At 42.4% G+C, this 12,540-nt stretch carries 10 protein-coding genes; 8 read left to right on the top strand and 2 right to left on the bottom strand.

The features are described from left to right. Positions 1–180: 180 nt before the first annotated feature. From PP2015_RS16925 to PP2015_RS16890, 8 genes are all read left to right on the top strand, one after another. Positions 181–1,431: an efflux RND transporter periplasmic adaptor subunit gene (locus PP2015_RS16925; protein WP_058031421.1), complete on the top strand. Its 1,251-nt coding sequence runs from the start codon at positions 181–183 to the stop codon at positions 1,429–1,431. Between the two features lie 11 nt (positions 1,432–1,442). After that, positions 1,443–2,150, top strand: coding sequence for an ABC transporter ATP-binding protein (locus PP2015_RS16920; RefSeq protein ID WP_058031420.1), 708 nt, complete (start codon positions 1,443–1,445; stop codon positions 2,148–2,150). 2 nt (positions 2,151–2,152) lie between these two features. Further along, positions 2,153–4,549 (top strand): ABC transporter permease, encoded by a 2,397-nt coding sequence (locus tag PP2015_RS16915; protein ID WP_058031419.1) that lies wholly within the window; start codon positions 2,153–2,155, stop codon positions 4,547–4,549. Between the two features lie 83 nt (positions 4,550–4,632). Beyond that, on the top strand, positions 4,633–7,047 hold the full coding sequence (locus tag PP2015_RS16910; RefSeq protein ID WP_058031418.1) for an ABC transporter permease: 2,415 nt from the start codon (positions 4,633–4,635) through the stop codon (positions 7,045–7,047). An 86-nt stretch (positions 7,048–7,133) separates the two neighbouring features. Further along, positions 7,134–7,430, top strand: a complete 297-nt coding sequence (locus PP2015_RS16905; protein ID WP_058031417.1) for a DUF6482 family protein — start codon at positions 7,134–7,136, stop codon at positions 7,428–7,430. A gap of 291 nt (positions 7,431–7,721) precedes the next feature. Continuing rightward, positions 7,722–8,489, top strand: a complete 768-nt coding sequence (locus PP2015_RS16900; protein WP_058031416.1) for a DeoR/GlpR family DNA-binding transcription regulator — start codon at positions 7,722–7,724, stop codon at positions 8,487–8,489. A 209-nt stretch (positions 8,490–8,698) separates the two neighbouring features. Continuing rightward, entirely contained in the window at positions 8,699–10,519 is a 1,821-nt protein-coding gene (gene glmS, locus PP2015_RS16895) for a glutamine--fructose-6-phosphate transaminase (isomerizing) (protein ID WP_058031415.1), read from the top strand. Between the two features lie 337 nt (positions 10,520–10,856). Beyond that, positions 10,857–11,753 (top strand): PD40 domain-containing protein, encoded by an 897-nt coding sequence (locus PP2015_RS16890; RefSeq protein ID WP_058031414.1) that lies wholly within the window; start codon positions 10,857–10,859, stop codon positions 11,751–11,753. 93 nt (positions 11,754–11,846) lie between these two features. Here the strand turns inward: PP2015_RS16890 and PP2015_RS21920 are convergent, their stop codons facing one another. Together PP2015_RS21920 and PP2015_RS16885 are read right to left on the bottom strand one after the other, a co-directional pair. Beyond that, entirely contained in the window at positions 11,847–12,014 is a 168-nt protein-coding gene (locus tag PP2015_RS21920) for a hypothetical protein (RefSeq protein ID WP_157599098.1), read from the bottom strand. Positions 12,015–12,230: 216 nt separating this feature from the next. Further along, positions 12,231–12,434 (bottom strand): hypothetical protein, encoded by a 204-nt coding sequence (locus tag PP2015_RS16885; RefSeq protein ID WP_058031413.1) that lies wholly within the window; start codon positions 12,432–12,434, stop codon positions 12,231–12,233. Between the last annotated feature and the right edge of the window lie 106 nt (positions 12,435–12,540).

The raw sequence follows: 12,540 nt of genomic DNA, 5'->3' as shown, positions 1-12,540 counted from the left end.
GCGGTTTTCGATGTGTTCTGTTTCCGGACACTCTAATTATTTCTGAAAATACAAATCTTTGTAAGTTCCTGATTTTTAATTATTTAAAAGTTGGCATAGTGTTTGATTTATCTCTGCCATATTCGGACTTAGTTGTCGAAACGAACATCGACCAAACTCTCAACGATTTAGAGGTGTGCTATGGATAAGAAAATTGAACGTTCAGGATTACAAAAACATCTTAAGAAAGCGGTTGCCGCGGGTGTGCTGCTGAGCATTGCTGCTGCAGCGTTTGCATTTACAGACTCGTCATCGGGTCGCAGTCAAAACTTATCTCTAAGCAGTGTCACCATTAATGCGGTTGAGCAGGGCGCGTTTGTCGATGCGTTAAGCCTTCGAGGTCAGGTTGTGCCAAAAACCACTATTTACTTAGACACGATTGCGGGTGGACAAGTTGAAGAACGTTTGGTTGAACAGGGTACTTATGTGACTAAAGGTCAGCCTTTAGTGCGTTTGAGTAACACCAGCTTACAGTTAGACGTAATGAGCCGCGAAGCGCAGGTCACTGAGCAGCTTAACTTCTTACGCAATACACAAATGAACATGGAAACCAGTCGTTTGAATCTGCGTCGTGATTTATTAGAAATCGATCTACAAATTACCCATTTAGAACGTCGTTATAAGCAATCTAAGCCACTGGTTGAGCGTGGGGTATTAGCCCAAGATAGACTTTCTGAAATTTCAGAAGATTTAGCTTACTACAAAGCGAGAAAAGAGCTGACCTTAGAGCGTCAAAAGCAAGAAAACTCAATTCGTAAGGTGCAAGTCGAGCAGCTAGAAGATAGCGCCGAAATGCTACAGAAAAACTTACAGTTTGCCCGTGCAAACTTAGATAACTTATTAATAAAAGCGCCTGTGTCGGGTTACTTAAGTGAACTTGATGTAGAAATGGGTGAATCAAAAAATCGCGGCGCACGCCTAGGCCAAATCGATATTCCAAATGAATACAAATTAGTCGTGCGCTTAGATGAATTCTACTTAAACCAAGTTCAAAAGGGTATGGACGTCAACGTGCACTTAGATGGCGGCAGCGTGATGGCAAAAGTGAGCAAAATCGACAGCCGAGTGACCCAGTCACAGTTTCAGGTTGAAGTAGCGTTACCAAGTGGCCAACAAGATATTAAACGTGGCCAAAGCATTGATGTTGAATTGATGTTAGGTGGCAACAAAGACAACGCATTATTACTAAAACGTGGCGCATTCTTTACCAGTTCAGGCGGTAATTGGGTGTACGTACTATCAAGCGATGGCACAACCGCAGAGCGTCGCACCATTCGTTTAGGCAAGAAAAATCAAAATTATTACGAAGTGCTCGATGGTTTAAATGTGGGTGAGCAAGTGATCACCTCAGGCTACAGCAACTTTGATAAAGCACAGACATTAAAATTTTAAGGACCAGACCCATGATCAAATTAACTAACTTAAATCGCGTATTCCGTACTCAAGACGTTGAAACAACCGCTTTAAACGACATTAATTTAACTGTAGAGCAAGGCGAGTTCGTTGCCATCATGGGCCCTTCAGGCTGTGGTAAGTCAACGCTGCTGTCTATTTTAGGTATGTTGGACTCACCGAGCTCAGGCAATTTTGATTTCGATGGCACCGACATCGCGGGTTACAGCGAAAAGCAGCTATCACAATTACGTAAAGCCTCAATTGGCTTTGTATTCCAAAGCTTTAATCTGATTGATGAACTTACGGTTTTCGAAAATGTTGAGCTGCCACTGCAATATCAAAACATCTCAAAAAGTGAGCGTAAACAGCGTGTTGAAGCCATTTTAAAGCGTGTTTCTATCGATCACCGTGCCGATCATTTACCGCAGCAACTATCAGGCGGTCAGCAACAGCGTGTGGCAGTTGCCCGTGCTTTAGTTATCAATCCAAAGCTGGTTTTAGCCGATGAACCAACCGGTAACCTAGATTCTAAAAACGGTGAAGAAGTGATGGCCATGCTGCGCGAACTAAACCGCGAAGGCACAACGGTGATCATGGTAACTCACTCAGAAAAAGAAGGCGCGTATGCTGACCGTTTAGTACGTCTATTAGACGGTCAGATTATGTTAGACAAAGCCAATAGTGTATCTCAAGGACTTGAAAGCGAGGTTGCATAGTTATGATAGTTAATTACTTAATCACGGCACTTCGTGCCTTTAAGCAACAAAAACAGCATTTTTTATTAAATGTGATTGGCTTGAGTGTGGGTCTTGCTGCCGCAATTTTAGTGGCACTGTTTGCGAAAAATGAGCTGTCGTTCGATCAGCACCAGCCTAATGCAGATCGTGTTTATCGTGTGGCTCAAGATTACTCAAGACTGGGTTTGAGTACCATCCCTATTTATAATTATACACGGGGCACACAAGCATTAGATTTTAGCCAAGTAGAAGATGTATTTGCGCTAAAAATGGTGGAGTTTACTCGTGAAGCTGAAGTAGATGTGAAGCACAATAATCAAGGGTTTAAGCTTAATAATCTCTATGCTGCAACCGCGAATATTGAAGACTTTATTGCCATGGATGTGCTTGCTGGAAACATCAAAGAAGCCATGAGTACACCTAATAGCTTAGCGTTGAGCGAATCTGAAGCGCTTCGCATTTTCGGTACTGTGAATGTCGTTGGTGAGACCTTAAACCATGCAAAAGGCAGTTATACAGTGAAAGCGGTTTTTGCCGACTTACCAGATAACACACATTTTGGTTTTCAAGCTTTAGTGTATGCAGAGCATATTTCTGAAAACCTATTTCAATCGTCTCATTATGTTTATTTAAAATTGACAGCTGGCACTGATATTTCAGCGCTAGAAAAGCAATTGACTGAGCAGGCATTTACCGGTGATTTTAAAGGTAAGATGTTTGTTGAGCTACACCCTTTACTCGATTTACATTTAACCGCTAAATCTCCATTTGAGATGAAAGCGGGTGGTACTAAGCAAGTGGTAACCATCTGTGTTGGCTTAAGTATTTTACTTGTTTTGATTGCGAGTTTTAACTTTATCAATATGACTGTTGCGCAATCGACGAAGCGTGCGAAAGAAGTGGGCGTTCGTAAAGCACTAGGCGCGAGCAAAACCCAGTTAGTAAGCCAGTTTTTGTCTGAATCTGTGTTAGTTGCAGTGTTGTCTATGGTGTTAGCTTGTGTGTTAGTTGAATTGGTTATGCCAAGCTTTAATAGTCTAGTCGATCGTGAATTAGTGCTTAACTATGTATCAAGCTTTGGTGCGGGTATTGCAATTGTCGCGATTGCGGTTGGTGTATTGGCAGGCTTATACCCAGCGTTCTTCATTTCATCATTCAGTGCCAAACGCGTATTAAGTGGTGATCTACAGCGCGGCAGTACTGCGATTTGGGTTCGTAAAAGCTTACTTACCTTTCAAGCCTCTTTGGCAATAGGGTTGATTATTGGCTCTGCTACATTACTTCAGCAATTATCGCATTTACAAAACCTACCACTAGGCTACCAAACTGCACAGCGTCTGGTTATTTCTGAAGTGCCAGTTGGAGAGGTGTTTACTCAACAGCCTAGTGCGGTCGTCAATAAGTTACTTGCGATTGAAGGAGTGCAACATCTGGGCGTTATCGACACGCAATTGACTCGCTCAATCAATAATACGCTTAGACCAACATGGCCAAACGGCGAAGAGTCTGGCGGCATAACTCCAGTGGTTGGTACTAGTTTTGAAGTTGTTAAAAGCCTAGGCTTAGAATTACTTGCTGGGCGTGACTTTAGTCGTGAATTTGCTGGTGATTGGGCGAACAGAGTTGATGGCATCACATATGTTGGCACAATTGTAACTGAAACGGTGGCAAAGCAAGCAGGCTTTACCAATGTTGCCGATATTTTAGGTAAATCAATCAAAGATATAGGTCGTAATGTTGATATGCGCGTGATTGGAGTCGTTGCTGATGTAAAAATCGGTAATGCACAAAATGCCAATACAGACATCATGTTCCTGCTTGGCTTCAATTACTTAAATCCTACCTCAGAAGTGGTGTTAACGGTAAACCCACAAAATGTATTGAGTATTCGACAGCAAGCCGCTGAGATTTTAGCGCAGCACGCTAACGTGTTTGAACCGAAGATCAACTTACTATCTGACAGTTATAAAGCGGTGTTAAAAGGCGATGAGCGTATCTCTCAAGTGGTGCTTATTTTTACAGGTCTTGCGGTGTTCTTAACTTGTTTAGGCACGTTTGGTTTGGCGTCATTCTCTGCGGCGCGTCGTCAAAAAGAAGTGGCGGTGCGCAAAGTGCTAGGCGCATCACGTATCAGTATTGTGAACATCTTAGCGAAAGAGTTCTTAGTGTTAGTCGGTGTGAGTATCGCCATTGCCTACCCAGTAACTTATTTACTGGTTGGTGACTGGTTAGCCAACTTTAACGACCGCATCGACCAAGCTGTTTGGGTATATGGTATTGCTGCTGTAGTGGTTGCAGGTATCACTTGGGTCACTGTGGCAAGCTTAGCATTCAAAGCCGCCAGTACGCGTCCTTCGTTAATTCTACGATATGAATAAATTGAGTTTCTAGCCAAAGCTATGGTCTATCGGTGTAACTGATAGGCCATTTTTGGGTGAGAGCAAGATCTAATGGGTGAGATATGTTGATATCACATGTAACAACAGCATTTCGAGTATTTAAGCAACATAAGTTGTACTCGTTATTGAATGTTTTTGGGTTAAGTATTGGCTTGGCGGCTGCACTTCTGGTGGCATTATTTGCTGAGTATGAATTGTCGTTTGATGAGATGCAGCCCGATCATCAGCAAGTATATCGTTTGCATGTTGATGTGAATGTACCAGGGTTAGAAGAAATTCCACTGACTATGGTGAACATAGCGCAAACTTTAACAACACGAAGTGATGTTGCCGATCTTTTTATACTCGCCGATGTGGTTGATAGTGACTTGTTATCTGAGCATATCAAAATTGCTGATCAGGCATTTAAGCTAAACAACCTGTACGGTACAGCCAAGAATATTCGTGATTTTGTAAATATCTCTGTGATTTTAGGCGACCTTGAAGCGGCTCTTTCAGCACCTCAGCAGATTGCTTTGAGTCGCAGTGAAGCAGAGCGACTATTTGGCAGTGCAGAAGGTGCACTCGAGCAAACGATACTGATCGAGGCAAAACGCTTTACCGTTAAAGCTATTTTTGAAGACTTACCTGATAATAGTCACTTTTTGTTTCACGCTTTAGTGCCCATCGATTTCACAGAACATAGCGACATTTCTAGCTATATCTACCTCAAAACTCAACAACATGCTGACTTAAAATCGATAGAAAAGCAGTTAGCTGATCGACTCATTGAAAAATACCAACTCAAAAACAGTCAGCTTGAATATCGTTTAGTGCCTATGCGAGAGGTTTACTTTAAAGCCCATTCGCCATTTGAGTTAAAAACGGGCGGTTCTGCTTTTTTAGTCACGTTGAGTGTGGCACTGAGTGTTTTATTACTCGCCATTGCCGCAGCCAATTACATCAATATAGCGGTGTCGCAATTGCTGTATCGCAGCAAAGAGATCGCCATGCGTAAGACTTTGGGGGCGAGCAAGCGTCAGCTCATAGCCCAATTCTTGTTAGAAGCCTTATTGATGGTGATGTGTGCCGCATTACTTGCGGTGTGTTGGGTTGAACTGCTTTTGCCAAGCTTTAGTGACTTTGCAAATCGACCGCTTGACTTAGTGTGGGGAGTTTCAGAGTTTGCGGTGATCATGGCTATAACCATTTTATTAGCAATTATTTCAGGTGCTTACCCTGCACATTGTGTCGCACGCGCGCCGCTAAACACCCTGCTTGCTGGGCAATTAAAAGCAGGCCAACTGGTGCGAAAAGGACTATTGGTCTTTCAGTCTGCGATGGCAATGGCCTTGATTGTTTGTACTTTGGTGAGTTTACAGCAGCTGTCGTTCTTACAAAGCTTGTCGGTAGGCTATGACACTACTGATCGCATCGTGATACACGATTTAAGCAGCAAGCAATTGATGGCAAAAGAGCATGCAATACTCAATGAAATCCGTGCGCTGCCAGGCGTTACTCAAGTGACAACAACCGATACTGACTTAACCGACAGCATTTTAGAAAGCTTTTACTTCCGTTGGCCAAACGGTTATGAAGAAAGTGAACTGCCACCGACCATAGGCACAGGCTTTCATGCCGTCGAAACCTTGGGTTTAACACTACTCGCTGGCCGAGACTTTTTACCAGAATTTCAGAGCGATTGGCTGCACTATGTCAATGAAGCCGCAGGTGAGCAATCAGATGAAGAAGCACCTCAGGCAATGGCTATTTTGGTGACCGAACAAATGGCCAAACGCGCAGGCTATGACAATGTGAGTGAAGTGGTGGGACTGCAAGTTCAGGGTCTTTATCGCAATATTAATGCAACTATTGTCGGTGTGGTAAAAGACATCAAAGTGGGGTCGGCAAAAGATGATTGGCTGCCTGTGTCATTTTCAGCAGGATATAGCTCGCAATCAACGGTTAGATTAGTTGTGCGTACCGAGCAAGCAAACTTTCCTAAGTTACTTAATCAGTTACGCCAGCTTCTAAGACAGTTTAATTTAACCGCCGATCCGCAATTTAGCTTAATGCAGCAAGACTTGGCTAAGGTTTATCGCGTCGAGCAAGACTTATTTGTGCTTATTCGAAACTTCTCTGTGCTGGCTATGCTTTTAAGTTGTTTAGGCTTATTTGGACTCGCGGCATTTGCTGCAAAACGTCAGCAAAAACAATTAGCAATACGAAAGGTGCTTGGTGCAACACGCATCAGTTTAGTGAATCTGATCGCTCGCGAGTTTTTAAGCATAGTGCTTGCAGCAGCGGTAATCGCCTTACCATTTGCTTATTGGCTCATGAACAACTGGCTGCAAGACTTTAACGACCGTATTGAGCAAACCATGTGGGTATATGGCTTGGCTGGTCTATTAGTGGCTGTGTTCACTTGGCTTACTGTTGCAGCGTTGGCATTGAAAGCGGCCAGTGCACGCCCATCAGAAATCTTACGTTATGAATAACAAGGTTGAGTAAAAAGTGAACAAAAGCTGCGTTTGCTTCGTTTAATAACTACACTCAAATAATACTTGTTGGTCAGAGGTGAGTCATGCAAGCAACCGAATTGAAAATGCAGTTTGAAGAGCAAAACCTAGTCGCCGTTATTTTAAGTTATGCCGACTCTAATCATTACCTTGCGGGTGGCGTTGATACGCAAGGTAATTATTACTTACTAGAGGATAGAAAGGGTGGCACTGAAACCTTTAACTCAATGCGCGAAGCCGAAGTGACTTTGGCAGAACTTGGCGCTGAAAGTGCGATTTTTGAAATGGAAACTGCCTATGACGAGATGATTGGTAACGCTAAAAGTGAGCGTTGCAAAATGATGGTGCATTTAACCCATTAACTGGGATCCATTAATTGGAACCCATTAACAGGGATCCATTAATTGGGATCTAATAACCGAATTAAACAGTATAAACATTACTTTGTACCTATTTCCTACTCGATGGCTTACTGATTTTTATGCCCAAGTAAGCCATTTTTCCCTAAAACACATCATTTTTTACTTCATATTGAATTTTTTATTACTAGAATAAAAATCGATCAATTAAAACTTGCTCAATAGTAAAGGTTTCGTTTAAACTTTCGTAAAAGTTACGAAACGAAACTTATCAACCTGCAAAGATCACGGATTATGACCAAACGCAACACGCAACAACGTCGCCATACCATTCTTGCTCGTGTGAATCAGCACGGTGAAGTGAGTGTCGAAGCACTTGCTTTAGAATTTGAAACTTCAGAAGTTACGATCCGAAAGGATTTAACCGCTCTTGAAAAGAGTGGCTTATTATTGCGTCGCTATGGTGGTGCGATTGCATTACCAAAAGAAATCGTGACAAAAGGCGATGAAAAACGCGATACGCTTCGCAAAATGGCAATTGCAAAAGCCGCTTCAGCGTTGATAAAGGATCATAACCGCATCATTATCGATAGCGGCCGTACAACGGCAGCGATGATCCCAGAGTTGTCTAAGAAGCGCGGTTTGGTGGTCATGACCAATGCGATGAATATCGCTAATCGTTTGTTATCTTTAGAAAATGAGCCAACTCTTTTGATGACCGGAGGAACGTGGGATCCACATTCGGAGTCATTTCAAGGGCAGGTGGCAGAGCAAGTTTTACGTTCGTACGATTTTGACCAGTTATTTATCGGTGCTGATGGCATCGATGTTGAAAGAGGTACGACTACATTCAACGAATTAGTGGGCTTGAGCCAAGTGATGGCCGAGTCAGCACGAGAAGTGATCGTGCTGGTGGAGTCAGAAAAAATTGGCCGCAAGATCCCAAATTTAGAACTGCCATGGCAGCAAGTAACCACCTTGATCACCGACAACCTCCTTGCAGATGATACACGCAAGGCGATCGAGGCAAAAGGCGTACAGCTGATCTGTGCAGAGGCTTAGTAAATTCAGACGACAACACCTGAATTTACTAATCATTATGACAACAACCCAATTAGTCTGATGACGTGCAAATAATTCAACTACTTATCAGTGGCTGAATTATGTACATCAACTAAATTTATACTCAAGCTACTTGGAATTACAGCCAATTTTGCTGTTCTTTAAAGTATGAGAGTAACGGGTAAACAACATGCAAAAATGGAGCAACTATGTGTGGCATTGTTGGGGCGGTAGCAGAACGTCCAGTAAATAAAATCCTAATCGAAGGCCTTAAGCGTCTTGAGTACCGTGGCTATGACTCAGCGGGTGTAGCACTGAGCTTAAGCGGCGAATTAAACACAGTTAAAGCTGTGGGCAAAGTTGCCAACCTAGATACAGCATTAACAGATGCGGGTGTTAAAGGTACAACAGGTATTGCACATACACGCTGGGCAACACACGGTGGTGTTACAGAGGCAAACGCGCACCCGCACATCTCAAGTGACGAAATTGCGTTAGTGCATAACGGCATTATCGAAAACCATTCACAGCTTCGTGACGCACTAAAAGGTGACGGCTACGAATTTTTATCTGAAACCGACACAGAAGTGATGGTGCACTTAATCCATCAGCTTCGTCAGCAGCATTCAACGCTATTAGAGGCTGTACAGGCTGCGGTTAAACAGCTTGAAGGTGCGTACGGTACAGTCGTGTTCGACAAAGCAAACGACAACGAAATCATTGTTGCGCGTTCTGGTAGCCCACTGGTAATTGGTTTAGGTCTTGGCGAAAACTTTATTGCCTCTGACCAACTAGCACTTCTTCCTGTAACACGTAGTTTTATCTTCCTAGAAGAAGGCGACGTAGCGCGCATTACCCGTGAAACGGTTGAAATCTTCGATAAAGATGGCAACCCAGTTGAGCGTGAAGTGGTTGAATCAAACATCACGCAAGATGCATCGGGCAAAGGTGAATACCGTCACTACATGCTAAAAGAAATTTACGAGCAGCCAATGGCGGTTCGTAATACCCTTGAAGGTCGTCTGGTAGATGACACAGTTGCCATTGACGCGTTTGGCGACAGCGCGCAACAAATATTTAAAGATGTGAAGCATGTTCAGATCATCGCATGTGGTACGTCTTACCATTCAGGTATGGTTGCCCGCTACTGGTTAGAACAATTTGCTGGCGTAAGCTGTAACGTTGAGATTGCTTCTGAGTTCCGTTACCGCGAGTCTTTCGTTCACGAAAACAGCCTACTTGTGACGATTTCACAATCAGGTGAAACGGCTGATACATTAGCAGCACTTCGTCTTGCTAAAGAGCAAGGCTACATGGCTTCAATGACTATCTGTAACGTGCCGGGTTCTTCGCTAGTGCGTGAATCAGACTTAGCATTCATGACTAAAGCGGGCGCTGAAATTGGCGTTGCTTCAACTAAAGCTTTCACCACTCAGCTAGTTGGTTTGTTAATGCTTACAGCCTCTATCGCGCAAGAGAAAGGTCGTGATCAGAGCGTGATAGTGAATGCGATTAAGACGCTACCAAGTAAGCTTGAAGAAGCGCTTAGCATGGCTGAAGGCATCGAAGGCTTAGCGGAAGAGTTTGCCGATAAACACCACTCACTATTCTTAGGTCGTGGTTCACAATATCCTATCGCGATGGAAGGTGCCCTAAAACTGAAAGAAATCTCATACATTCACGCTGAAGCTTACGCGGCAGGTGAACTTAAGCACGGTCCTTTAGCGCTTATCGACGCAGACATGCCAATCATTGTGGTTGCACCAAACAACGAATTACTTGAAAAGCTTAAGTCGAATGTTGAAGAAGTGCGCGCACGCGGCGGTATCATTTACGTATTCGCAGACAAAGACACCGCGTTTGAGTCTGACGACACGATGCGTGTAATGAACGTAAACCACGTAGAAGACGTGATTGCGCCAGTGGTTTACACAATTCCACTACAATTACTTTCTTACTACGTCGCGGTTATCAAGGGTACTGACGTTGACCAACCTCGTAACCTTGCAAAATCGGTAACGGTTGAGTAATTAAAGAATTTTAGGGGGACATGTGTCCCCTCGAAATCAAGACACTAAAGGTGCGTTAAGCGCCTTTTTTATGCTTATTCAAAATCAAAACAGCTTATAACCTACTTCCTTTCATTGGCTTCTTAACTGTGTATCCTTAAAACACAAAGAAAAACTTATTCAATAAATACAATACTCTATAAGTAACCCCTCTATTAATTCGAATCGTAAGTTTGTGGTGGTGCGCACTTAATAAGACAGTATTAGCAACAATCAGGCACAATTCATCAAAACGTCAGGCTTTTTGTATTTGAGCTGCTAGTTTTGGTGGTTCTTAAATTACCATTAAGGACAAATCATGAAGCCGAATTTAACTTTACTTACAATATTATTTTTAAGCCTAAGCGGTAGTGTTTTTAGCCATACACAAGACACACCCCATGTAAAAGAAAATGCGTATTTTGGTGAGTGTCCGCCGGGTTTAGTACCTAAAGTCTTTGAGCCCAAAATTGTTTCACCAAATGGGGAGTTTGAAAGCGGTACATTCACGCCCGATATGAAATCGTATTACTTCACTAGAGCGATTGGCGAAGACAAAAAGCGAGGCTTCTTTGTTATCCATAAAGAAAATAATCAGTGGGGAAAGGTGTCAGAAACCGATCTACGTTGGCCTCAGTTTTCTTACGATGGCAGCAAAATGTTCATCGGTAAAATGTATAGAGAACGCGATGGCAATGGCTGGTCTGAGCTTAAAAGCCCTGGCGCGTTCATAAAACATATGGCCCATGGCAGATCGGTTTCTGCGAGTGGCACTTATTACTTTACCGGATATAAAAAGCGAGGTGTTGTTGGCGCTTTGTATTACTCTCGACTTATCAACGGGGAGTATGAAGAGCCTATCAAGTTAAGAGACGATATGAATCAAGGAGAATACATAGCGGGTTCCATGATAGCGCCCGATGAGTCTTATTTGATTTGGAGTGTGCAACGAGCTGAGGGTTTTGGGCAATCTGATCTCTATATTAGTTTTAAAGAACAAAATGGCACTTGGTCGAAAGTTATAAACATGGGAGCAACAATTAATACAGAAAAACAGGAAAGCTCCCCTCAATTATCACCTGATGGAAAATATTTTTTCTTTATTCGAGGCGATTGGCATGTGAATGGAAGCGGCAAACGTGTTTATGAAGGAAAACAACATTGGGTAGATATCCAGGTGATTAAAAACTTAAGACTAAAAAGTGAGTTTACTTAATTATCTTGTGTCAACAAACAAAGGCGCATTTGGCGTCTTTTGATTAATATCTATAGGGCACGTGGCCGCTCAACGAGTATGCTTACTCACGAGTTACATGGTAAGTAACCAAGTGACAAACTGCTTAGCTTCTAATGTATTGCTAAGGCTTACTTTTCTGAAATTTGAATGATCTTTATAAACAACATTTTGTTTGTTTACAGAGATCGATGAAATCGGTGGTGTGGCTTCAATATTTGAGCCATTAAATCTATGTGTCATATTTTTCTTAAATGGTATTAATGGTTTTCTTTGAAAGTAGATAGTATCGAGTCTTGATTTAACTAATTTAAAAATACTATTACTTAACAGGCATGCTAGGTTATAAGCTAGCTGGTTTTTCAGGGTATTTCTGATGCGCTTTAATTTAAGCTTCCATGTTGATATTTAATTATATAAATCAAAATGGAACATAAATATAAAGGCGAAAACGAGGCGTTACTTCTGTCTCTCCACAAAGCGTTTAACATTAGCGCTAAGCTTATCGCATTTACTTTTCTGAGCGTTATATTCAGTTGAGCCTTCTTCAAGCGCTTCAAGTATCTCTTGCTCTTGGCGGTATTCGCCAACTAACTGAGCCAGCTTATCTTCGAAACTCACTCTTTTCGTTTTTTTACTATTACTTCGGTTTGTCTTACGCATGGTACATGTAACCCGTGGTTCTGATTATTTACTTACTACTTAGTTTTGATGTCTTTAATCGTATTGCTAAAAATTATTTTATTCTTTATTAAATCAATGGTTTGAT

It is taken from the genome of Pseudoalteromonas phenolica (genome assembly GCF_001444405.1).
Classification (GTDB): Bacteria; Pseudomonadota; Gammaproteobacteria; order Enterobacterales; family Alteromonadaceae; genus Pseudoalteromonas; species Pseudoalteromonas phenolica.
The sequence above is the reverse complement of the archived record's forward strand: the minus strand, read 5'-3'. Positions and strand labels throughout refer to the sequence as shown.